This window comes from Micromonospora sp. NPDC023737, from assembly GCF_040639715.1.
GTDB lineage: Bacteria > Actinomycetota > Actinomycetes > Mycobacteriales > Micromonosporaceae > Micromonospora.
On the sequence record NZ_JBFAAL010000001.1, the window covers coordinates 1,178,527 to 1,201,474 of the forward strand.

Here is a 22,948-nt window from a genome sequence, read left to right on the forward strand (position 1 = left end):
GGGGCTCACGTTGATCATGAAGTTATTGCGCATCGCCCCGGCGTGTCGCGACAACAACTTCATGATCAACAGGGCCGGCGGTGGGGTGGGCGGCGCGGCGGCCGAGGACGAGCACGTACGCCAGGAAGGCGAGCCAGACGACGGCGCCGAGGCCGACGCGCAGCGGAACCGGCACCGGGGCCGGGGTGACGAACGCCTCGACGAACGCCGAGACCGCGAAGACCCCGACCAGACCGAGCGCCACCACGATCGCCGAACGCCCGGCCCGAGCGACCGCCTGGCCCCTGGTCAGCTCGGCGGGCGGCGAGATCCACGCCCACCCCGTACGCAGACCGACCCCGGCGGCCACGAAGACCCCGGTCAGCTCCAACAGTCCGTGCGGGGTGATGAGGCCGAAGAAGACGTCCGAACGGCCGTAGGAGATCATCACGCCGCCGACCACCCCGATGTTGAGCGCGTTCTGCCAGAGCAGGTAGAACACCGGCACGATCAGCACCCCGGACGCCAGGCACTGCGCGGCGATCCAGGCGTTGTGCGTCCAGAGGTGGAAGGCGAAGGTCGGCGCGGAGAACTCCGTGTAGTAACCGGCGAAGCCCGACTCGACCAGGTCGGCCGCCGCGTCGTCGCCGATGAACGCGGCGGCGGTGTCCGGGTTGCCGGCGACGAACCACATCAGGAAGAAGCTGAGCAGGCTGAAGGCGGTCGCCACCGCGCACCACCAGGGCCAGGCCCGGTAGACCGCACCCGGAAAGCCGTCGAGCAGGAACCGGGTGACCGCCGACAGGGACGGGCGGGACCGGCCGGTGATCCGCGCCCGGGCCCGCAGCACCAGTTGGGAGAGCTGACTGACCAGTGCGGGATCGGGTGAGCGGCTGCGCAGCACGGAGAGCTGGGTGGCCGTCCGCTGGTAGAGGGCGATGAGTTCGTCGACCTCATCGGCGTCGAGCCGGCTGCGCTGGCACAGCGCCTCGAGACGCCGCCACTGTCCGCCGTGCTCCGCGACGTACGCGTCGAGATCCACATGCACCTCCGTGCGGGGATCATAGTGTTCACTGTCGGGGTGAGCGCGCAACCACCACCTCCGGCCCGTACCCGCCCCGATGCCCGGGCCGTGCCGTGGAGCGACGCCGGCCTGGTCAGCGGCGAGGCGGTGGCGCTGGAGATCCGGGTCGCCCGGCTCGGCTCGCGGGTGCTCGCGCTGCTGCTGGACGTCCTGACCCAGCTGGTGGCCGCCCTGCTGCTCGCCGTGCTGATCGCGCTACTCTTCGCCGCTCTGCCGTTCGAGCTGGTCGACGCGGCGCTGAACAGCGCGACCGGCACCCTCGCGCTGGTCCTCGTGCTGGTCGGCTACCCGGTGCTGATGGAACGCTTCAACAATGGTCAGACGGTGGGCAAGCTCGCGGTAGGCCTGCGGGTGATCAGCGCCGACGGCGGCCCGGTCGGGCTCCGGCAGTCGCTCACCCGGGCTCTGGTCGGCGTCGCGGTGGAGTGGCCCGGCCTCATCCTGCCGCTGATCAGCTGGGTGGCCGGGGTGACGGTCATGCTGACCGACCGACGGGGGCGGCGCCTCGGTGACCTGGTGGCCGGCACGCTGGTCGTACACACCCGCACCGCGTCCGTGTGGCGCCCCATCCCGACCGCGGTGCCGCCGCTGGTCGGCTGGGCGTACACGCTGGACCTGAGCCGGCTCGACGACAAGCTGGTGCTGGCCGTGCGGCAGTACCTGGCGCGGGTGCACCTCTTCGCGGAGCCGGCGCGGACCCGGTTGGCCCGCGGGCTCTGGGCCGAGGTGGCCGAGGCGGCCGCGGTCACCACGCCGCCGCCACCACTGGCGGCGCCGGAGACCGTCTACCTGGCCGCCGTGCTCGGGGAACGGCACCGCAGGGCGGTACAGCGGCTCCAGCGGACCCGGGCGGTGGCCTCGGCGCTCTGGCCGGAGCTGGTTCCCTCCCCGCCGGCCATGCCGATCCGCCCGGCCTCGCCGGAGCCGGCAACGACCGGCCGGGTAACGCCGAGCGAACCCAGTCCTCCGGTGCTGCGCCCGGCGGCGGCACCGCCCACCCAACCCGACGCTCCGGCCGTACGCCCGGCGACCGTTGCCGGCGAGCGACCCCGTGCCTGACCGGCGGGCGCCGGACCCTCGTGCCGGCCGGGAACCGGACGGTGCGGGCCGGCGGGCTGCGCGGGGCGCCGGCGCCCGGCAGCCGTGGGAGGATCCGGAACCGTTCCTACGCGTAGACAGGACGACCGTGCCCGACGACCTGTTCACCTTCACCGCCGCGTCCGCCCCGGTAATGCCGGGAGTGCGGCCGTGAGGGGCTTCGGCCCGTGGCTGGCGGTGCTGGCAGTGGTGTTCCTGCTGAGCGCGCTGCGGTTGCGGGCACTGGCCACCGTGGTCTCGTTGGCCTGGCTCGCCTGGTGCGTCTGGACCTGGGTCCGCCCGAGCCGCCGCGGCCCTGGTTGATACGTCCGGAAAGCGCGAACCGGGCCGGCCGCTCGCGCGGCCGGCCCGGTCGGCATCGGGTCAGTAGCGGTAGTGCTCGGGCTTGAACGGGCCCTCCACCGGCACACCGAGGTAGGCGGCCTGCTCCTTGCTGAGCGTGGTCAGCTTGGCGCCGAGCGCGTCCAGGTGCAGCCGGGCGACCTTCTCGTCCAGGTGCTTGGGCAGCACGTAGACGCCGATCGGGTACTCGTCGGTCTTGGTGAAGAGTTCGATCTGCGCGATCGTCTGGTTCGAGAACGAGTTCGACATGACGAAGCTCGGGTGGCCGGTCGCGTTGCCCAGGTTCAGCAGGCGGCCCTCGGAGAGCACGATGATCGCGTGGCCGTCGTCGAACCGCCACAGGTCGACCTGCGGCTTGATGTTCTCGCGCTGGACGTCCGAGCGCTTGGCCAGGCCGGCCATGTCGATCTCGTTGTCGAAGTGGCCGATGTTGCCGACGATGGCCTGGTGCTTCATCCGGGCCATGTGCTCGTGGGTGATGACGCTGAAGCAGCCGGTGGCGGTGACGAAGATGTCCGCCTTCTCCACGACGTCGTCCAGGGTGGCCACCTGGTAGCCGTCCATCGCGGCCTGCAGCGCGCAGATCGGGTCGACCTCGGTCACCACGACCCGGGCGCCCTGGCCGCGCAGCGACTCGGCGCAGCCCTTGCCCACGTCGCCGTAGCCCATCACGACGGCCATCTTGCCGCCGATCAGCACGTCGGTGGCCCGGTTGATGCCGTCGATCAGCGAGTGCCGGCAGCCGTACTTGTTGTCGAACTTGCTCTTGGTCACCGAGTCGTTGACGTTGATGGCCGGGAAGAGCAGGGTGCCTTCCCGCTGCATCTCGTAGAGGCGGTGGACGCCGGTGGTGGTCTCCTCGGTGACACCCTTGATGCCGGCGGCGATCCGGGTCCAGCGCTGGCCGTCCTCGGCGAGCGTGCGGTGCAGCAGGCCGAGGATGACCGCGTACTCCTCGGAGTCGGCGGACTCGACGGGCGGCACGACGCCGGCCTTCTCGAACTCCACGCCCTTGTGCACGAGCAGGGTGGCGTCACCGCCGTCGTCGAGGATCATGTTCGGGCCCTGCCCGTCCGGCCAGGTGAGCACCTGCTCGGTGCACCACCAGTACTCCTCGAGCGTCTCGCCCTTCCAGGCGTAGACCGGGACGCCGGCCGGGGCGTCGGGGGTGCCGTTCGGGCCGACCACGATCGCCGCGGCGGCGTGGTCCTGGGTGGAGAAGATGTTGCAGGATGCCCAACGGACCTGGGCGCCGAGCGCGACCAGGGTCTCGATCAGGACGGCAGTCTGGATGGTCATGTGCAGCGATCCGGTGATCCGCGCGCCGGCCAACGGCTGCGCCTCGGCGAACTCGCTACGGATCGCCATCAGCCCGGGCATCTCGTGCTCGGCGAGCCGGATCTCCTTGCGCCCGAACTCGGCGAGCGACAGATCCGCCACCTTGTAGTCGCCGTCCGCGACGGTGTTCGGCCGGGCCTCGGACGGCGTACCGCTGGACGCCGGGAGGGTGCTGGTCATGGAAGCTCCTGTCGGACGATGTGCTGCGCGACCCTCCACCTTACGCGCGCCGGCGTGCGGGCACCCCGGCCGCCTGGAGACACGGGAACCCGGACAGCGCACGGGGCGGTCGGTCGTGAACGGACTTTCCGTCCACCAGCCGGCCGCCCCGCGCATCCCCCCGGTTTGGTTCCCCGCGCGTTCTCGGACCGTCGTCGCGATAACGCTGCGTACCCATAGAGTCACACTGAGCTAGGGGCGCGTCAAGCTATTCCGGAAAAGTCGGACTTGCAGATTTCGTTGCCGGAGCCACCAGACGATTCCGCTTCGGTCAGCTCACGCCACTGGAGGCGACGTACACCTCACCGGACCCGCTGATCCGCAACGGCCCACCGGCCGCGCCGCCGATCGCGGCCTGGCCACCCTCCAGCTTCAGCGCGCCCGTGCCGTCGTCCACGGTGACCGGGCCGGTCACGCAGAGCACCACCCGGGGCCCGTCGACGGCGAGTTCGACCTCCGGCACCTCGCCACCCACGGTCACCCGCTGCAACGCGAAGTCGTCCACCGGCACCCGCCAGCACTCCACCCCGGGGCCGACCGGCCGCGCGGCGACCACCGGCTCGTCGAGCACCTCGAAGCGCAGCACCCGCAGCAACTCGTCGACGTCCACCCGCTTCGGGGTGAGCCCACCGCGCAACACGTTGTCGCTGGCCGCCATGATCTCCACGCCACTGCCGCGCAGGTAGGCGTGCAGGTTGCCGGCCGGCATCCAGATCGCCTCGCCCGGCACCAGCCGGACGTGGTTGAGCAGCAACGCCACCAGCACACCCGGGTCGGCCGGATACTCCGCCGCCAGCGACCGGGCCAGCTCGGCGTCCGGCCCCACAGCCGGCGCGGCCACCACCGCGGCCACCAGCCCGGCCCGATCCTCCTGCGGCCAGGTCAGCAGCGTGCGGACCGCCGTACGCAGCCCTGCCAGGCCGGTACGCAGCGCCGCCACCACCGGCTCCAGCGACGGTACGCCGAACGCGGCGAGCGCCCGAGCGGACTCCTCCGGATCACGGAACCCGCAGAGCGCCTCGAACGGCGAGAGCGCGACCAGCAACTCCGGCTTGTGGTACGGGTCCACGTAGTTGCGCTCCGCGGCCGGCCGGGCGAGGTCCGCCGCGTGACCGGCCCGCGCCTGCTTCGCGTCCGGATGCGCCTGAAGGCTCAACGGCGCATCGGCCGCCAGCACCTTGAGCAGGAATGGCAGCCGAGTGCCGAACCGGTTGACCACCGGCTGGCCGAGCCAGTGCTCCGGCTCCGCCGCCAGTACGTCGAGCAGGCTGACCCGTTCGCCGTTCCGCTCGATGGCGGCCGGGGCACCCGGGTGGGCGCCGAGCCAGAGTTCCGCCTCGGGGCCCTCGCTCGGCACCGGGCGCCCCTGCAGGGCGGCGATGGCCGAACGCGAGCCCCAGGCATAGTCCCGAACAGGGCCGTACAACAGTTCCACTTGTTTCAGCTCCCCGGCCTCTCGGCCGTCTCGTCCGCCGCGTGCTGCGTCGGCGGTGGCGCGGTTCGCGACGCGGACCCGGTGCCCGCGCGCTCAGCGGCCGCGCTGTAGATGTCCGGTTCGAGGTAGATGACCCGCGCGATCGGCACGGCGGCGCGGATTCGCGCCTCGACGGTGTTGATGCCGCGCGCCACCTCCTCGGCGGTTTCGCAGGCCGATACCCCGACCTTCGCGGCGACCATCAGCTCCTCCGGGCCGAGGTAGAGCGTCTTCATGTGGATGATCCGCTCGACCTCCGGCCCCTCGGTCACGGCCCGCTCGATGGCGGCCAGGTCGTGCGCCTCGGCGCCCTCACCGAGCAGCAGGCTCTTCGTCTCGATGGCGAGCACCACGGCGATGGTGACCAGCAGGATGCCGATCATGGCGGTGCCCAGCGCGTCCCATTCGCCGTTCTCGGTCACCAGGGTCATGCTCACGCCGAAGAACGCGAAGAGCAGACCGATCAGCGCGCCGAAGTCCTCCAGCAGCACCACCGGCAACTCCGGCGCCTTGGCCCGGCGGATGAACCGCACCCAGGACTGGTTACCGCGGAGCGGGTTGGACTCCTTGATCGCGGTACGGAAGGAGAACGACTCCAACGTGATCGCGATGAGCAGTACCCCCACCGGCACCCAGTGGTACTTGGTGATCGCCTCCGGGTGTTGGAACTTGTGGTACGCCTCGTACAACGCGAAGAGGCCACCGACGCTGAACAGCACGATGGAGACGATGAACGCGTAGATGTAGCGCTCGCGGCCGTAGCCGAACGGGTGCTGCGGGGTGGCTTCCCGCTTGGCCCGCTTACCGCCGAGCAGCAGCAGCCCCTGGTTGCCCGAGTCGGCCACGGAGTGGATCGCCTCCGCCAGCATCGACGACGAGCCGGTCAACAGGAACGCGATGAACTTCGTGACGGCGATGCCGATGTTGGCCAGCAGGGCCGCGATGATCGCCCTGGTCCCACCTTCAGCGCTCACGCCGCCGCTCCGCCGCGCTCCGCGGCCCGGCGAGCCGCGGCCGCACCGAGCCGAACGGTCCGCTCACCGCGTCCGCTCACGCCGCCGCTCGGCTGGGCCGCGCGAGGCCGCCGGCCGCGGATCTCCCGCGCCGGCCACCAACGTCCGATCACTGGTTCGACAGCTCCTTCATTTCGGTGATGGCGGGCACCGCCATCGGGTCCAGCCCGTGGGCCAGGGCCAGGTAGATCGAGGCGAAGTCCGGAACCGCGGTGAGCGAGGCGAGCCGCTCCAACGCGGAGCCGCCCTCGGCGGTCACCACGTCACACCGAACGCCACGACGTTCGGCCAAGGTCTGCACCGCCTCGGCGCGGCGTTCCTCGACGGCGAGTGGTTCGTCGGCGTCGTCCTCGGCGTTCAGCCCGCCGTCGCGCAGCAGCACAAGCCGCAGCCGGGTCGCGTCGCCGAGGGTCTCGTCCGGGTCGGCGAAGATGTCCCGCTCACCCTCCACGAGGCCGCCGAAGACCCCGTCGAGCAGCCCGACCCGGCCCCGCCCGGCCTCACCCAGCGCCCCGGTCACGACGGGGTACCGCGCGTTCGCCGAAAGGGTGTCGCCGAAACGGCGAGCCGCGACGGTGGCCAGCGGGGACGAACCCCAGACGATCGGGATGGACCCGGCCAGTCCCAGGGCCAGCGACTTCGCCGGGTTCACGAACGACTCGGCGGTGGGTCGGCACCGGTCGGCGTCCGCGTCGAGCCGGGCCGCGGTCTCGGCCAGATCCGCCTCGTTGACCTTGACCAGCCCGAGCGTACGGGCGGCGAGCAGCACCGGCACGGTGAGCGCCCAGAGGCTGGCCCGGGCCGGGGCGCGTCGGGGCACCGGGATGAACGGCGCGCGGGCCCGTTCGGCGACCGACTGGAGTTGGGAGTCGGGGGCACCGACCGCGACCAGCCGCGCACCACGCCGGTGCGCCGCCTCAGCGGCGCCCAGCGCCTCGGGGCTGCGGCCGGAGGCGCTCACGGCGATGACCACGTCGGCCGCGCCGACCCAGCCGGGCACGCCCGCGCTGCGGTGCGGGATGACCGGCACCGGGCAGCGCGGGCCGGCGACCGTCGCGAGGACGTCACCAGTGCGGCCGGCGGTGCCGATGCCGGCGATGACCACGGCCCTCGGCCGCCCCTCGTCGGCCAGTACGGACAGGTTCGCCTCGGCGGCGAGCGCGGCCGACTCGCGGACCTGCGCGCCGGCCGCGGCGGTGTGTCGCAGCATGCCGCCCGGGTCGCGTTCGGAGAGCGCGTCGGCGTTGTCGAGCAGGGCCTCGTCGGCTTCCCGGTGGCCGCTGACCCCGGCGGTTCCGTCGATCACGACTGCTGCCCCGGGCCGCCGCGCGCCTCGTCCAGCAGCAGCACCGGCACGTCGTCGCGGATCTCGAAGATGCGGCCACATTCGGTGCAGGTCAGCGTCTGTGCCTGCGCGTCGTAGTTCAGCGGTGCGTGGTGCGTGTCCGGACAGGCGAGTATCTCGAGCAACTGCGGATCCAGGGCCACGGCGCGGCTCCTTCCACGTGTGCGGCTTCACCGTCGGCGGTGCCGAGCGGCGCAGGCGATCTTATCGGCGAACCCGGTCGAGCACCTCGTCACGGAGGGAGATCATCCGGTCCCGGGTGGGTGCCTCGACGTTCAGCCGCAGCAGCGGCTCGGTGTTGGACGCGCGCAGGTTGAACCATGCGCCGTCGGGGAAGCGCAGGGTCAGCCCGTCCAGGTCATCGGCCACGGCGTCCGGGTACGCGCCGCGTACCTCACTCATCGTCGCGGCCTGGTCGGCCACGGTGGAGTTGATCTCGCCGCTGGCGACGTACCGCTCGTACTCGCCCGCCAGCACCGAGAGCGGCAGGGACTGCTCGCCGAGCGCCGCCAGGGTGTGCATGGCGGCGAGCATGCCCGTGTCGGCGAACCAGAAGTCCCGGAAGTAGTAGTGGGCGGAGTGCTCGCCACCGAAGACCGCGTTGGTGCGGGCCATCTCCGCCTTGATGAAGGAGTGCCCGACCCGTGCCACCACCGGCTCGCCGCCGTGCTCCCGGATGATCTCCGGTACCGCGCGGGAGGTGATCAGGCCGTGGATCACCGTGGCGCCCGGATACTTGCCCAGCTCCCGGGCCGCGACCAACGCGGTGATCGCGGACGGTGAGACGGGCTCGCCCCGCTCGTCCACCACGAAGCACCGGTCGGCGTCGCCGTCGAAGGCGAGCCCGATGTCGGCTCCGTGCTTCACCACCGCCCGCTGGAGGTCCACCAGGTTGGCCGGGTCGAGCGGGTTGGCCTCGTGGTTGGGGAAGTTGCCGTCGAGCTCGAAGTAGAGCGGCACGATCTCCAACGGCAGCGCCGGCAGCACGGCGTCGCCGAGCACGCTCGGCACGGTGTGGCCGGCCATGCCGTTGCCCGCGTCGACCACCACCTTCAGCGGGCGGATCTGCGACAGGTCGACGAGCTCGCGCAGGTACGCCGCGTACTCCGGCAGCATGTCCCGCCGCTCGACCGCCCGCGTCGGCTCGCCGGCCGGGCGGGGCTCGTCCTTGTCCAGCAGCGCCTGCGCCCGGTCGCGGATCTCGGCCAGCCCGCTGTCCTGCCCGATCGGGCGAGCTCCGGCGCGGCACATCTTGATCCCGTTGTAGCGAGCCGGGTTGTGGCTGGCGGTGAACATCGCGCCGGGCAGGTTCAGCGACCCGGCGGCGAAGTAGAGCATGTCCGTCGAGGCCAGACCGATCTCGACGACCGAGCGCCCTTCCGCGCGTACGCCGGCGGCGAACGCGGCGGCCAGGCCGGGCGAGGTGCCCCGCATGTCATATCCGATCACGACGGAGTCGCCGGGCTCGTCGGAGCCGTTCAGTAGTTGCGCGAACGCGGCGCCGAGGGCCTCGGCGGTCCGCTCGTCCCACTGGTCAGGCACCGTCCCGCGGACGTCGTACGCCTTCACGATCTGGGACAGATCAGACACCGGTTCACTCCTTGGCCGCAGGTCGTCACGCACCCTGAGCGTATCGGAGGGCACCGGTCGGGCCTCGGTCAGTCGGGCAGCCTGGGCATGAGCACCGTGTGTTCACCACCGGCGGCGGGCATCGACGGGAGGTGTTCCTGCCCGTAGTCACCCCGCTGCCCGGGGACCGGCCGGGGCTCGTCCGGCTCGCCGGCCGGCCGGCTGCCGTAGACACCGCCACCCGCCGGCCGTGGGGCGGGCACGCCGTAGACCGCGCCGGTGGCGGGCGGCTGGCCGTACACCTGACCGGGGCGGGCCGGGGCGGCCGGCACCCCTGACCCGGCGCGGTAGGTGGTGCTGCCCGGGAAGCCCGCCGACGGCACGGCCGGCTCGGCGGCGGACGACTTGTCCTGCCGGGACCTGCGAACCAGCAGCCCGATCAGCAGCGCCCCGAGGGCGACCAGGCCCAAACCGATGAACATGATCGGGGACATACCGGAGGACTCCTTGGCGTTCTCAGTTGTGCTCGGTCCGGTCGGCGCTGCCAGCGCCGCCGGAGTCGATTCGGGTTCGGTGGCCGCCTCGGTGGCCACCGCAGTCGGGCTCGGTGAGGGCTTCTTGGACGGCGTCGGGGACGCGGTCACGCGCACACCGTCCACGCGCGCCGAATCCGAACCCCGGCCCAGCGTCCGGCCGGCCGCATTGGTGGCCTCGCCGATCACGGTGAGCCGCCCGCCCGGCGCCCCGGCCACGAAGGCGACCCGGTAACGCATGGTGATGCGCTTGCCCTCGCAGAGCGACGGCTTCGCCGGTGCGACCTGCGAGGTGCTCACCGTGCCGCCGCCGCCACTGGCCGGAACCGGGAACCAACGGCCACCGTAGTTCACCTGGATCTTCACCTGGTCCGCCCGCAGGCCGTCCAGCCGCAGGCCGAGCGCGGTACGCAGCATCACGCAGCCGTCGCTGCGCTTGCGCACCTCGACGTTCACGCCTTCGGCCGAGCCACCGGCCCGGAAGCTGCCGGCCGAACCCACCCGCACCGAGTCGTCGTCCGCGAGGGCCGGCGACCCGCCGAGCAGCACCAGGCCACCGAGCAACGCGCCGACGGTCGCGAGCCGCGCCACCTGCCGTACCGCCATGATCACCTCGCCGTTCGCTTCCGCGTCAGGCTACTACCGCCCCACCTGACCCATCGGTCATAGAGCGCACCGGATGTGTGCCTCATTACTCGCCGACACGTCCGCCGCTGGTCCGCCGGGATCGGGCGTGATCGGTGGGTCCGGGTCGTTCAGGTGGCGGCGCGGTGCGCGCCGCGGTGAGAGCGTCCCGGCAGAGCCGGTCCGCCGTCCGGGTGGTCTCCGGCAGCCGGTAGCGCGGGGTCAACGCGAGCACCTGGGCGGCGGCGTTGTCCAGGTTCATCCGATGACCGACGCTGACGAAGACCGGCTTCACCCCGCTGCGGGTACGCAGCACGCGGCCCACCACCTCGTCGCCGTCGCGCAGCGCCGACCACGCGCCTCGCTCGGCGGCCGGCGCCGCCCAGGTACCGATCAGTGGGGTCTTGCCGACGCCGATCGCCGGCAGGCCGGTCACGACACCGAGGTGACAGGCGAGCCCGAAGCGGCGCGGGTGGGCGAACCCGTGCCCGTCACAGACCAGCAGCTCGGGCCGGCTGGTCAGCAGGTCCAGCGCGGCGAGCAGCGCGGGCAGCTCCCGGAACGCGAACAGACCCGGGACGTACTCGAACGCGGGCCGGCCGACGCTCACGGCCTGGTCGAGCACCGTGAGGGTACGGGCGTCGAGCACGGTCACGGCGGCCGCGAGCAGGTCGCCGCTCTCGGCGTACGCGACGTCGAGCCCGGCCACCGTCGCCGGCTCGGCCGGGCCGGGTCCGGCGAGATCGACCCGAGACCGCAACTCCTCCTGTATGGCCACCGCCTCGGCCATACTGGCCGGCGTGGCCGCCGGGTCCGGCCCGGTCATCGCCCCCACCCGCTCGATCCACCCGTTGATCCACCCGACTTCACGGAAATCGGGTGATCATCTTGCCCGCGACAGCCCGACTTCAGTGATCCCGAGTGGATCAAGGCCTCGCCGTCGCCTCGCCCCTACTGGCCGACCCGGCCGTCGATCAGCTCGCGCAGCAGATCGGCGTGCCCGTTGTGCCGCGCGTACTCCTCGATCATGTGCACCAGCAACTCGCGCAGCGAGATGACCTCCCCGTTCCGCTTGCGACCCTTGACCGCGAGGTCGGACGCCCGCGCCACCACCTGCTCGGCGAACTCGACCTCGGTACGCCAGTTCCGCCACGCCTCGGCGACCACCTCGGGGTCCGCGACCGCACCGTTGAAATCGGCGTCCCGGTCGTTCTCGGTACGGTAGACAGCCGGCGCGTCCTCGCCGGCCATCACCCGGCGGAACCATCCCCGCTCCACCTCGGCCATGTGCCGAACCAGGCCGAGCAACGACATCGTGGACGGCGGTACGGCCCGACGGGCCATCTGCTCGGCGTCGAGGTCGGCGCACTTGAGCTGCAGAGTGAGCCGCTGGTCGCGTAGATACTCGACGAGGACCGTACGCTCGTCGTCGAAGCCGCCCTCCGAGCGCGGGTCCTCGTCGGGGTGGACGAACATGTTCGACCAGGCGAAGCTCTGCGTGGGCGGTACATCGGGCTTGCCGGTGGCGGGCGAGTCAGCCATACCGCGACACTCTTGCACGCCCCGGCCCTTCGCAAGCGGTTTAGGGCTGCCGCCCCAGGGACGGGTCGGCACCCGGATCACCCGCCCGCTGCAACTCCTCCTCGAACATCACGAACGTCCTCCGGCGTACCCCCTTGATCAGAGCGATCTCGGTGGGCGTCGGGTAGCGGCGTTCCTGAGCCAGGGCGTCCGTGATGGCCCGGACGGTCTCGTAGAGGGCGAAGATCGGACCTTCACCGGTGAGGTAGTAGGCGCGCTCACGCTCCGTCTGCTGGACGAATTCCTCCCGTGTCAGCTCCTCGATCTCATCCCCGCCGACGAAGAGCAGAGTGTCGATGAGCTTGTTCGCCGGAGTCCAACCGCCGGTGTCCTTGGAAAGGCGCCACCCCGCCACGCCACCGTCCGTCGTCTCCACGAGCTTGATCGGTGATTCGTAATAGCTGAAGAATGCTGGAAGCACCAGACCTCTGGGTCGGTTCATTCCTCCGACACCTCACCTCTGTCGTTGCCCAACGCACGCCAGTACGCATCCTGTCCGCGCCGGAGCAGCCCGTCGCGCACCGCTCGCTCAGTCGGTGTCAACGGCCGGCCCGCCGCTCCAGCGATTGCATCCAGATCCCGCCTGATCTCGTACAACGCATGCTCCCATTCCGCCACCCCCTCGATCGCAACGAGATGAAGGCGCAGCTCGGCGACGTGCCCATTCGACATACGTAGCTTGAGCAGCACATCCCGGTAGCCACTCGACGGCGGGCGAACGAAACGGTCCTTGATCTCGAGCACCACCACATCCCGGTCTCGGCTCAGCGCGTCTAACGCGTCGTACAAGTCGTCCAGCCGCCGGAACTCCAACTTCGCGGCCGCGAGATCCGTCAGGCGCGACGCGTCGTTGTCGTATTCGACGAGCTTGTCCAGAACCCGTCGGTGTGCCTTCGGCGCGCGGCGCCAGCCAGGCCGCCCGCGATCGCCCGCCAGCCGCACGACCATGGCGTTCAGCTCCCGCTGCGCTGCCGCAGCTTCGTCGTAGAGGCGTCGCAGGTAGTCGGATCGGAATTGGTCGTCGTGGCACCGCGCCACGTCGAAGCCGGCCTGGACGCTCTCCTGCCGCCGGGCGCGCAGCCCCTGGCTCACCTCCAACTGGGCTGGAGTGAGCGCGGTCGGCCTGGGTAGCGGTGGGGCGTCCCGTGCCGCAACTGCCTCGGCGCCCCGCTCCGATGTCTCGGCGAGTACGTCACCGAGGACGTCGATCGCCTGTCGGTGGCTCGCCAGGTGGTGCAACGTCAGGGGGCGAGACGTCAACGAGTCGAACAGCTCCGGCGTCGCGAGGACCATGCGCGCCAGGTCGGGCCGCTCGGCCACCTGCCGGATCAGGGCCTCGGCGAGTAGCGGCTCGTCCGGTGGCGCTTCCCGCCAGGCCCCGTCCAGCATCGCGCGCGCCCGTGGGTCGGCGAAGAAGGTGGCCACGTCCCGGGCGGCGGCGTCGCCCAGGTGCGGTACGAGGCGCCGCAGCGTCGGCGCGTCCAACGCCGCGGCCAGATCCGGCGGCGGTACACCTGCCCGCAGGGCGCTGTCGAGGTCCGAGGCACCGGTGAGTACATGGCCCACCGGCTCGCGCTCAGCAGCGGCCGATCCGGGGCCGGCAAGAACGTGCAGGCGGTTGAGGTACGGCTGCCCGTACCCCTCGTCGGGTTCGGCGGGTGGGTACTCGGGCAGGTCCGGGAGGGCGCTCTGCCTTCCTCGTGCCAGCCCGGCCATGGGCATCGGCCGGGCGTCCGACCCGAGCACCAGGACCTCGAGGTTGATCGAGTTGTACCGGTTGTGCGTCCCGGTGTGCGGGTAGAGCGGTTGGGTGGCGATCCCTCCGGTCTGCGGGTCGAGGTAGAGCACGGTGCCGTTCTGGTTGAGGGCGACCGAGATGTGGGAGCCGCCGCCCTCCCACGTGTTGATCACGAATGCGTAGCTGCCGTGCCCGCCGAGCACCAGTTGGTCGCGCAGGTTGCGGTACCCGCGATCGATGGCGTACCGCCGCTGTGCCGGCGGCATGTCGTCGTCGGGCTCGCAGAGCCGCTGGAACCGTCCACCGGTGACCTGCTCGACCCGGCGGGGCCCGTTCAGTTCACCGTCCAGCGGCCGGTTGACGTCTCCCGCCGCGTACGCGTCGAAGGTGCGGGGCGCGGACACCCGTGGCCGGCCGTGCACCCACGTGTCGAAGAGCGACAGCGTGCAGTCGACGCAGTTGATCCCCCGCGTCGGGTCCGCGGCCGGGCCTCCGTCGTTCATCAGCCGGAACCAGTCGCCCTGGCGGGGATCCGCGGTACGTGTCACCCGCCCGTCGGGCTGCCGGGGAACCCGTCGCTCGACGTCGGTCTGATGCAGCGCCAACGGCGGACGTAACCCGCCGGGCCGGCCGTAGCGACGTGACCGGTCGATCGGCGGCGGATGGCGGTCGCCGGTGAGCGCCGAGCGGTCAGATGTCTCGACCGCGCCGGTTGCGAGGTCACCGACGTCGTCGTTGATGCGCTGGAAGTTCTCCTCGACGACGCCGATCCTCGGTGACGCCACCGTGCCGGCGAGGATCTCCTCGGCGAGGTCCCACTGCTGGTGGTACCAGCGTTCCCGGTCGCGGGCCTCCGCGAAGTAGCGCTCGGCGGTGGCGCGCCGGCCGGCCTGCGCCAGCTCGCGGCCTTCGCTGATCAGCCACCGGATCTCGTCGTACGTGCGGTCGGCGTCACGGCGCCGCTCCGTGGCCCGGTCCCGGCGCCGATTCTCCTCGTGGGTACGCCGCTGGTGTTCGAAGTGGCCCCGGTGTCGGCGCCGCTCGAAGGCGTCCTGGTCTTCGGCCCAGGCGGCTGCGTACCACTCGGGAGTCCTCGGTCGTGGCCCTTCCGTGCCCACCGGCCCCGGGGAACCGTCGGAAGGTGGCCGAGGGTTCGGCGGCAGCGGCTGATCCGGCGTCCATGAGCCGTCCGCCGCCGGCCGGCGCGGCGCCGGTCCCCCGCCGTCCACCGACGGCCCGGTCGACCTGTGCGACGGGACAGTCTCGGGCCCTCGGGTGGCCGGTGCCGGCACTGTCGGCGGCGGCGCGGGTGCCGCAGGCTCAGCCGGTGTGGGCGTCGGCGGCACGGGGGTGGGCGTCGCCGGCTGCGGCGGCCAACCGGTCGAGGTCGAGGCGGCCGGCCCTGGAGCCGTGGCGACCGTGTGCGGACCGACCGGGGAGGTTGCCGAAGAGGCCGTCGCGCCGGTCGTGGTCGTGCCGGCCGCCGCCGTGGCCATGTCGACGGCAGCCGAAAGGGACGACGGTGGCCCGGCCGTGATCGGCGGGGACGCCGTTCCGGCCATGCTCAGCGTGGGGCTGTCGGCGAACGTCGCCGTAACCGTCGGCTGCGCCACCACGGTCGAAGGCTGCGCCGGCAGCACGGGTTGCGCGCTCGACGTCGGGCCGCCCGCGTTCGTCGCCGGGACCGACGGCTGCGCGGTCACGGTGGAGGACTGCGGCGGCGGCCCCGGTTCCACCGGTGTGATCGACGAGGATGCCGCATTGGACCCGCTGGCCGGATCGACGGTGGCGCGCGTGGACACCACCTCGGCGGGTGTGACGGGGGCGAACGCTTCCTCGGCCGGTGGGCGGGGCGTGGGCAGCACCGGCTCGGTCAGGCCCGGCAGCCCAGGGCCGGGTGGCAGTCCCAGCTCCATCGAGGCAAGCGCGTTCAGTCGACCGTCGAGTCGGGCCTGGAGCGCCGCGTCCGCCCGCGCTGTCGCCGCTCCCGTGCCGCCCGAGACCGCGGCCCGAGCGGCGTCCTCCACCGACGTCAGGCCCGCCCCGGTGGCCAGGCCGGCCGCGTTCTCCGCGATCACCTCGCCGGCCATCTCCCGGGCAAACTGCTCACCGATGCGCGCCCCGTGCCCGGTCGCGTGCCGGCCCAGCCCGGCCAGCGGTGCGGCGGCGCCCCCGGCGAGGCCGCCGAGCGCCGAGGTGCCGAGGTCGGTGAGGTCCAGCCCGTCGCGCCGGCCCGTGGAGTTCTGGTACGCCTGGGTGGCGAGGCTGATCCCAGCCTCCTCACCCGCCTCGGCGAGTCCGCCGAGCGCCGAACGTCGGGCCAGTCCCCGTAGGCCGCCCTCGGCGACCTGCCGGGCGGCGTGCTCGCCGGCCTCCTTCAACCCGTGGCGCAGCGACTTGCGGGCGAGCTGACCGGCGAGTCGCTTGAAGATCTGCTGCACGATCACCCGGCTCGCGGCGATCGCCGCGCCCGCCGCGGGCGAGGCGGCACCGGCGGTGAGGACGGCCGCGACGGCCAGCGACAGCAGCTCTACGACCAGGATGCCGAGCTCGATCCAGACTTCGAGTTTCGCGGCCTCGATGTCGCAGCCGCACTCCTCGACCATCCGGCCCAGGTCGGTGCTGACGGCGAGCAGGAGCGGCAGGGGCGCCTCGTCGCCCTCGGCCAACCGCCGCCAGGCCGCCTCGAATGCCTCGGGGACCGCTCCGACAACGCCGTAGCCGCCCTGCACCTCGGCGGCGGCTTGGATCGCGTCGGCCCGTGGTGCGGCGAGCGTGCCGGCCACCGCGTACCACTGGTCGGCGAGATCCCAGACGGCGCGCTCGTTTCCCTCCGGCCATTCGACGCCCACCACCCAGTCGAGGGCCTCGTGGATCCAGCCGGGCAGGTCCCACGGCGCGTAGTCGAGCGGGTGCGGCACCGGGCTCGGCAGCAGGGTCATCGGGACGCCCTGCGGTCAGCGCTGATCGGTGACGCGGGAGAGTCGGTCCGCGGCGACCGCATCCGTGGCCGCGTTGGCGTCGACCGAGCGCACCACGTCGGCGCCGAGCGCGCTGAGGTGGTCGCCGACCCCCTCCCACGCGCGCAGGACGACCTGCTCGCAGCCGCGGTAGCTGCGCTCGAACGCCGCCCCGATGTCGTCCCGGCCCCACGGCTGCTGGGCGCTTGCCGAAACGATCCCGTCGCCGGCCTCGACCCGCCGGGCGGTCACCGCCGCACCGGCGGCCGCGAGGTCGGCGCCGCCACGTCGGGCCCGGGTGGCGTCGAGCCACAGCTGCCCGCCGTCGGCAGCGCCGGTCACCTGCCGCCGCCCAGTGCCGTGTCGGCCCGATCGAGCAGCGCACCGAAGTCACCCGTACGCACGAACTCCATCGAGCCGGAGCCGGCGGGCAGGTGGTCGGCGACCATCTCCTGCGTGGCCGTGACCGCGCGGGTGGTCGCCCGCCGGACCGTCTCGGTGATCGTCCGGCTCAACGCGGCGGCGTCCCGCTCCCCGTAGATGGCGGACGTCAGCTCGACGTTGATCAGCTCGCCACGGGCTCCCACCGTGGCGGTCACCCTGCCGTCGGCCGAGCGTTCGGTCACCCGTAGGCCGGCGAGTCGGTCGCGCAGATCGTCCAAACTGGACCTGAGCCGCTGGTATCGACCGTAGACCTCGTCGAACCTGGCGCGTAGCTGGTGATTCGCCGACCGGTCCGCCTCCTGCACCACGCCGCCTCCCCGTCACCGTGTGCAGGCCGAACCATACCGGGCGCCACGAAACCTGTGGGGTCCGGTAGTTTTTGTGGGGTGATCGACCGTCATCAGGCCGAGCAACTCGCCGCCGCGTGGGCCCGCTGCGATTCGCAACGCCTCGGCTACGAGTGCGTGCCGACCGTCGACGAGTTCGACCTGGGGTTCGTCATCACGTCCACTGTGTCTACCGGTGTCCGGGCGCTCCCGGGCGACCTGCCGACGACGGTGGTCGACCGCGAGACCGGCGAGGTGAGCACCTGGCCGAGGGTCCCGCCGAACATGGTCGAGGATCTCTACCGACGTAACCGACCGACCGGCCCGAGGGCTCCGCGTACGGTCGACCCGGCCGGCCAGCTCCTGCGGGAGATCCGCCGGCTACCCACCCCGGGCACCGTCGCCCACCTGACCCTCGACGGCCGGTTGTTCCGGGCGCGGGGCGCCAAGGGCGACGTGGAGCTACGGCATCACCCGCTGGTCCGCCGCTACCTCGACGAGCTGCCTGCCGGTCACCTCGCCCGTGGCGGCGACCGCCATGCCGAGCTGGTCGTGGTCTCCGACGTACTGCACGAGTACGACCTCCGCCGCGAGACCGAGGGCATCGCGCCGATGGGCATGGGTGACGCCGAGCTGCTGTTCGCCGCGGCCCGCCTCGAGGTGTTCCGCGTACGCGAGCCGGGCGACCCGGCAGGTGGGCTCGCCGAGCGCCCCTGCGACTCGTGCTTGAACTTCCTCGTGCACTTCAACGTCCTCCCCTGGTCGGCGTTGGCCTACACGCAGGAGTGGCGGCCCGACCACCGGCCCTCGCACCAGCCCGGGCGGTTTCCCCCTGAGGTGGCGGATTCCCTCATGGACGGTGGCTGGGAGAAGGGCCCACTCAACGAGGTGCTGTGCGCCGGGGCGATCCGGGAGACCGCCGAGGTGCGGAGCCAGCGGCACCGGCACGAACCGTTCCCGGCGGCCGTACGCGCGTTGACCGACTTCCCGGCGATCCTCAGCCGGCGGCGGGGTCCTGGCGAGCAGGTGTGGGTGAGCCGGTTCACCACCAACCCGCTGCGCGGTGCGCACAGCGCCGACACCCTCGCCGACTTCGCGGCCGTGCTCGGCAGCCGGCTGTTCCCGTTCGGCTCCGAACACGGGGACAGCATCTTCGCCGTCGACGAGCAGGGCCGGGTCTTCGCGCTGGACCAGGCGGGCGAGTGGTTCCTCGGCTCGGACGTCGATGCCGCGTTGACCACGTTGCTGCTCGGGCGGGGCGCGGCCCGGGTCCGGGACGACGGCACCTGGTGAGCGACCGGCCGCGGTCCCCCGCTAGAGGTGCACGCCGGTGAGCACGAGCACGCGGGGCTCGGTGTAGTCCTCCATGGCGCTGCGCAGCCCCTCCCGGCCCACGCCGCTGCCCTTCACCCCGCCGTACGGCATCTGGTCGGCGCGGTACGAGGGCACGTCCCCGACGATCACTCCGCCCACCTCCAGCACGCGGGCGGCCAGGAACGCGGTGCGTACGTCGTGGGTGAAGACGCCCGCCTGCAATCCGTACGCCGAGTCGTTCACCGCGGCGAACGCGGCCTCGTCGTCCTGTACGCGGGTGACCACCAGCACCGGCCCGAAGATCTCCTCGGCGTTGACCTTGGCGTCGGCGGGCACTCCGGAGAGCACGGTCGGCGGGTAGGTGGCATCCTCGCGCCGGCCGCCGACCTCGATCGTCGCGCCGGCCACGACCGCCTCATCGACCCACGCCTCGACCCGGCGGGCCGCGTCGGCGGAGATCAGCGGCCCGACGTCGGTCCGTTCGTCGCTCGGGTCTCCGGTGCGCAGTTCCTGGACGGCGGCGAGCAGCCGGGGCAGGAAGCCGTCGTAGAGCCATTCGTGCACGTAGACCCGTTGAACCGCGATGCAGGACTGCCCGGCCTGGTAGTTCGAGAATGTGGCGATCCGCTGTGCGGCGAAGGTCAGGTCCTCGTCGGCGGCCCAGTCCGCGCAGATGACGGCCGCTGCGTTGCCGCCCAGCTCCAAGGTCACGTGCTTCTCCGGCACCGAGCGCCGGATCTCGGCGCCGACCGGTCCGGAGCCGGTGAACGACACGACCGGCAACCGCGGGTCGGCGACCAGCTCGGCGGCGCGCTCGTTGGGCAGCGGCAGCACCGAGAACATCCCTGCCGGCAGGGCGGTCTCGGCGAGCAGTTCGCCGAGGAGCAGCGCGGTGAGCGGGGTGGCCGGCGCCGGCTTGACCACGATCGGCGCACCGACCGCGACGGCCGGGGCGACCTTGTGCGCGACCAGGTTGAGCGGGAAGTTGAACGGCGTGATGCCCAGCACGGGGCCGCGGGGCACCCGGCGCACGAGCGCGATCCGGCCGGTGGCGGACGGATCGGTGTCGAGACGTTGCAGGTCGCCGGAGAAGCGCCGGGCCTCCTCGGCGGCCCAGCGGAACGTGGCGATGGCGCGCGCCACCTCCGCCCGGGCCCACTTCAGGGGTTTGCCGTTCTCGGCGGTGATGAGCCGGGCGACCTCGTCGGCGCGCTCGGCGAGCCGGCGCGACACGTGGTCGAGGGCGCCCGCGCGCACGTGCGCCGGGAGCGCCGCGGCCTCCGCCGCCACTTCGACCGCGGCCGACACGGCCGCTTCGACCTGGTCCGGCGTGGCCGCTGTGGTACGCCCCACAACCCGGCTGTCGTACGGATGGTGGACGGTCAGTTCACCCTCGCCGTGAGCGGGGCGGCCGGCTACGTAGAAGGCTCTCGACTCCACGATCGAAGCCTAGACCGGTCCTTCGGCTGACTGATCCGGCTGATCGACGACGTGCGCGTCACGGATGGGCATCCACGACACCCCCTTCTATCCTATAGTCCTAGTGTCGTAGGACTATAGAGAGGGCTCAGGTGATCGAGTTCGTACTGGACGCCCGGTCCAAGGTGAACACGTACGTGCAGCTGATCCAGCAGGTGAAGCAGTCCCTGCGCGTGGGGTTGCTGGTTCCCGGCGACCAGCTGCCCAAGGTGCGCGACGTGGCTCAGTCACTGGCGATCAACCCCAACACGGTGCTGAAGGCGTACCGCGAGCTGGAGATCGAGGGTCTCGTCGAGGGACGTCCCGGCGTCGGCACCTTCGTCCGCCGCACGCTCGGCGGGCCGCCCCTCGCCGACCAGGCCGAGCTGCGTGAAGACCTGGTGGCCTGGCTCCGCCGCGCCCGCGCTGCGGGCCTCACCCCCGAGGACGTGATCGCCCTGGTCGAGACCACTCTGCGGGCCACGCTCGCCGCTGATGCGGCTCGCACGCAACCCGCCGCCTCAGCGGGCTGAGAGGAGAGCACATGGACATCGCGCTGGAGACCGAGCAGCTCGGCAAGCGGTACGGAAGACGGTGGGCGTTGCAGGACTGCTCTTTCCGCCTGCCGGCCGGTCGGATCGTCGGCCTCGTCGGGCCCAACGGCGCCGGCAAGAGCACTCTCCTGCACCTCGCCGTCGGCCTGCTCCGGCCCGACGCGGGCGCGGTGCGCATCTTCGGTCGTTCGCCGTACGACAACCCCGCCGCCCTGCCCGACATCGGCTTCGTCGCACAGGACACCCCGCTCTACCGCGACTTCACCGCAGCGGAGCTGGTGCAACTCGGTGGCCGGATGAACGCGCGTTGGGACGCCGCGTTGGCCCGGGAACGGCTCGCTCAGCTCGGCATCCCGCCGAAGCTGCCGGTCGGCAGGCTCTCCGGCGGTCAACGCGCGCAGGTCGCGCTCGCACTCGCTCTGGCCAAGCGGCCCCGGCTGCTGCTGCTGGACGAACCGGTCGCCAGCCTCGACCCACTCGCCCGCCGCGAGTTCCTCCAGTCGCTGATGGGCAGCGTCACCGACTCCGGGACGACGGTGCTGCTCTCCTCCCACCTGCTCGCCGACCTGGAGCGCACCTGCGACCACCTGGTGGTCCTGTGCTCGTCGCGGATCCGGCTCGCCGGCGCGGTCGACGACCTGGTCGACGCGCACCGGCAGCTGGTGGGGCCGCGACACGTCGGTGAGCCGATCGCCGGGGTCGGCACAGTGGTACGAGCGCGGCACACCGAACGCCAGTCCACCCTGCTGGCCCGAGTCGACGGCGTCGTCGATCCGGAGTGGACGGTGCACGACGTGACGCTGGAGGACGTGATCCTGGCCTACCTCGCCGATGGCGAGACGACCGTCGCCCGCACCGACTGGGAGGTGCCCGCATGATCTGGCTGACCTGGCGCCAGCACCGCCGGCAGGTGTTGTTCACGCTGGTGGGCCTGGTCCTGCTCGCCGCCCTCATGATCCCCACCGGCCTGATGATGCGTGCCTCGTACGCCGACAAGGGCCTGGCCGAGTGCCTCCGGGTGTTGAACGCCGTCCAGCCGGACCCGGAGCCCGCCCGGTCGTGCAACCGGGCCCTGAGCCAGTTCGCCGACCAGTTCAGCTCGATGTCCCTGATCGGCGTGCTCTTCCTCGTCCTGCCGTTGATCGTCGGGCTGTTCTGGGGAGCCCCGCTCGTCGCCCGCGAGGTCGAGCAGGGCACCCACCGGTTCGCCTGGACACAGGGTGTCGGCCGCCGGCAGTGGGCGCTGGTGAAGTTCGGGTTCGTCGCGATCGTCGCGGTGGTTGTCGCCGTGGTCTACGGGCTCGGCATGTCCTGGTGGGCCACGCCGCTGACCGGGGCCGCGCAACAGAGCCGTTTCGACGTCTTCTTCTTCGACATGCAGGGGGTCGCCCCGATCGGGTACACCCTCTTCGCGATCGCCCTCGGTATCTGCGCCGGGGTTTTCTGGCCGAGGATGATGCCCGCGATGGCGGTGACGCTCGGCGGGTTCGTCGGCCTGCGGATCCTGCTGACCGTCCTGGCCAGGCCGCACTACCTGCCGCCGGAGACCCGGACCATCCCGATCCAGGGCACGATCGGGGAGCCGGGTGGCGCACTGGGCGACTGGATCATCGAGAAGGGCATCCGGAACGCCGGCGGCAGGATGGTGCTGTCCGATGCCCAGGCCGCGTGCTCGGCCGACACGGGCCCTGCGGGCGGCAAGTGCCCACCCATCGTGGAGTTCGGCGAGGGCGCCTACAACTGGCAGCTCTACCAGCCGGCCGACCGGTTCTGGCTGTTCCAGGGCATCGAGTCCGGAATCTTCGTCGCGCTGGCCGCCGTGCTGTTGTACCTCGCGGTGCGACGGATCCGCCGTGTCGCCTAGGGCGTGTCCTGCCGATCTTGTAGTGGTTGATCGTCGACGATGTGCCGGTGGTACGTCGTGGTGAACTGACCGATGAGGCGTGGGCGGTGAT

The 22,948-nt window shown here is 72.0% G+C and carries 21 protein-coding genes; 6 read left to right on the forward strand and 15 right to left on the reverse strand.

The window, feature by feature from the left end:
* Positions 1-22 precede the first annotated feature (22 nt).
* On the reverse strand, positions 23-1,021 hold the full coding sequence (locus AB0F98_RS05245; RefSeq protein ID WP_357728871.1) for a stage II sporulation protein M: 999 nt from the start codon (positions 1,019-1,021) through the stop codon (positions 23-25).
* Positions 1,022-1,060: 39 nt separating this feature from the next.
* Between AB0F98_RS05245 and AB0F98_RS05250 the strand changes: the two genes are divergently transcribed.
* Both AB0F98_RS05250 and AB0F98_RS05255 read left to right on the forward strand, forming a co-directional pair.
* On the forward strand, positions 1,061-2,122 hold the full coding sequence (locus AB0F98_RS05250; RefSeq protein ID WP_357728874.1) for an RDD family protein: 1,062 nt from the start codon (positions 1,061-1,063) through the stop codon (positions 2,120-2,122).
* Between the two features lie 189 nt (positions 2,123-2,311).
* Complete coding sequence (locus tag AB0F98_RS05255) at positions 2,312-2,464, forward strand: hypothetical protein (protein WP_357728877.1); 153 nt, start codon at positions 2,312-2,314, stop codon at positions 2,462-2,464.
* 60 nt (positions 2,465-2,524) lie between these two features.
* On the opposite strand, the gene ahcY is transcribed toward AB0F98_RS05255, so the two are convergent.
* The 13 genes from ahcY to AB0F98_RS05320 all read right to left on the reverse strand — a co-directional run bounded on the left by ahcY (position 2,525) and on the right by AB0F98_RS05320 (position 17,649).
* Positions 2,525-4,021 carry an adenosylhomocysteinase gene (gene ahcY / locus AB0F98_RS05260; RefSeq protein ID WP_357728880.1) on the reverse strand — a complete coding sequence of 499 codons (1,497 nt, stop codon included), beginning with the start codon at positions 4,019-4,021 and terminating at the stop codon, positions 2,525-2,527.
* A 310-nt stretch (positions 4,022-4,331) separates the two neighbouring features.
* The gene (gene manA, locus AB0F98_RS05265) at positions 4,332-5,495 is read right to left on the reverse strand and encodes a mannose-6-phosphate isomerase, class I (protein WP_357728884.1); all 1,164 of its coding nucleotides are present in this window, start codon (positions 5,493-5,495) and stop codon (positions 4,332-4,334) included.
* Positions 5,496-5,500: 5 nt separating this feature from the next.
* A complete protein-coding gene (locus tag AB0F98_RS05270) occupies positions 5,501-6,508 on the reverse strand; it encodes a cation diffusion facilitator family transporter (protein WP_357728887.1) in 1,008 nt (335 codons plus the stop codon).
* 148 nt (positions 6,509-6,656) lie between these two features.
* On the reverse strand, positions 6,657-7,853 hold the full coding sequence (locus tag AB0F98_RS05275; protein ID WP_357728890.1) for an SIS domain-containing protein: 1,197 nt from the start codon (positions 7,851-7,853) through the stop codon (positions 6,657-6,659).
* Positions 7,850-8,035, reverse strand: coding sequence for a Trm112 family protein (locus tag AB0F98_RS05280; protein WP_357728893.1), 186 nt, complete (start codon positions 8,033-8,035; stop codon positions 7,850-7,852). Before AB0F98_RS05280 ends, AB0F98_RS05275 begins: the two co-directional genes overlap by 4 nt.
* A 61-nt stretch (positions 8,036-8,096) precedes the next feature.
* The gene (locus AB0F98_RS05285; protein WP_357728896.1) at positions 8,097-9,482 is read right to left on the reverse strand and encodes a phosphomannomutase/phosphoglucomutase; all 1,386 of its coding nucleotides are present in this window, start codon (positions 9,480-9,482) and stop codon (positions 8,097-8,099) included.
* A gap of 68 nt (positions 9,483-9,550) precedes the next feature.
* Entirely contained in the window at positions 9,551-10,600 is a 1,050-nt protein-coding gene (locus tag AB0F98_RS05290; RefSeq protein WP_357728899.1) for a hypothetical protein, read from the reverse strand.
* 85 nt (positions 10,601-10,685) lie between these two features.
* The gene (gene nfi, locus AB0F98_RS05295; protein WP_357728902.1) at positions 10,686-11,444 is read right to left on the reverse strand and encodes a deoxyribonuclease V; all 759 of its coding nucleotides are present in this window, start codon (positions 11,442-11,444) and stop codon (positions 10,686-10,688) included.
* Between the two features lie 125 nt (positions 11,445-11,569).
* The gene (locus tag AB0F98_RS05300) at positions 11,570-12,160 is read right to left on the reverse strand and encodes a DinB family protein (RefSeq protein ID WP_357728905.1); all 591 of its coding nucleotides are present in this window, start codon (positions 12,158-12,160) and stop codon (positions 11,570-11,572) included.
* Between the two features lie 40 nt (positions 12,161-12,200).
* Entirely contained in the window at positions 12,201-12,641 is a 441-nt protein-coding gene (locus AB0F98_RS05305) for a hypothetical protein (protein WP_357728908.1), read from the reverse strand.
* Positions 12,638-16,879 (reverse strand): toxin glutamine deamidase domain-containing protein, encoded by a 4,242-nt coding sequence (locus AB0F98_RS05310; protein ID WP_357728911.1) that lies wholly within the window; start codon positions 16,877-16,879, stop codon positions 12,638-12,640. The genes AB0F98_RS05305 and AB0F98_RS05310 overlap by 4 nt, the downstream gene beginning before the upstream one ends.
* A 15-nt stretch (positions 16,880-16,894) precedes the next feature.
* Positions 16,895-17,239, reverse strand: coding sequence for a hypothetical protein (locus tag AB0F98_RS05315; RefSeq protein WP_357728914.1), 345 nt, complete (start codon positions 17,237-17,239; stop codon positions 16,895-16,897).
* A complete protein-coding gene (locus AB0F98_RS05320; protein ID WP_357728918.1) occupies positions 17,236-17,649 on the reverse strand; it encodes a YbaB/EbfC family nucleoid-associated protein in 414 nt (137 codons plus the stop codon). Before AB0F98_RS05320 ends, AB0F98_RS05315 begins: the two co-directional genes overlap by 4 nt.
* A 78-nt stretch (positions 17,650-17,727) precedes the next feature.
* Here AB0F98_RS05320 and AB0F98_RS05325 point away from each other — a divergent pair, with 78 nt between their 5' ends.
* Positions 17,728-18,960, forward strand: a complete 1,233-nt coding sequence (locus tag AB0F98_RS05325) for an SUKH-3 domain-containing protein (RefSeq protein ID WP_357728920.1) — start codon at positions 17,728-17,730, stop codon at positions 18,958-18,960.
* Between the two features lie 21 nt (positions 18,961-18,981).
* Here AB0F98_RS05325 and AB0F98_RS05330 read toward each other — a convergent pair whose 3' ends face one another.
* On the reverse strand, positions 18,982-20,421 hold the full coding sequence (locus tag AB0F98_RS05330) for an aldehyde dehydrogenase family protein (RefSeq protein WP_357728923.1): 1,440 nt from the start codon (positions 20,419-20,421) through the stop codon (positions 18,982-18,984).
* Positions 20,422-20,552: 131 nt separating this feature from the next.
* Here AB0F98_RS05330 and AB0F98_RS05335 point away from each other — a divergent pair, with 131 nt between their 5' ends.
* The 3 genes from AB0F98_RS05335 to AB0F98_RS05345 are packed head-to-tail and all read left to right on the forward strand — an operon-like array spanning position 20,553 to position 22,857.
* Complete coding sequence (locus AB0F98_RS05335; RefSeq protein WP_357728926.1) at positions 20,553-20,972, forward strand: GntR family transcriptional regulator; 420 nt, start codon at positions 20,553-20,555, stop codon at positions 20,970-20,972.
* An 11-nt stretch (positions 20,973-20,983) separates the two neighbouring features.
* Positions 20,984-21,871: an ABC transporter ATP-binding protein gene (locus AB0F98_RS05340; RefSeq protein WP_357728929.1), complete on the forward strand. Its 888-nt coding sequence runs from the start codon at positions 20,984-20,986 to the stop codon at positions 21,869-21,871.
* Complete coding sequence (locus AB0F98_RS05345; RefSeq protein WP_357728932.1) at positions 21,868-22,857, forward strand: ABC transporter permease subunit; 990 nt, start codon at positions 21,868-21,870, stop codon at positions 22,855-22,857. Before AB0F98_RS05340 ends, AB0F98_RS05345 begins: the two co-directional genes overlap by 4 nt.
* Positions 22,858-22,948 lie beyond the last annotated feature (91 nt).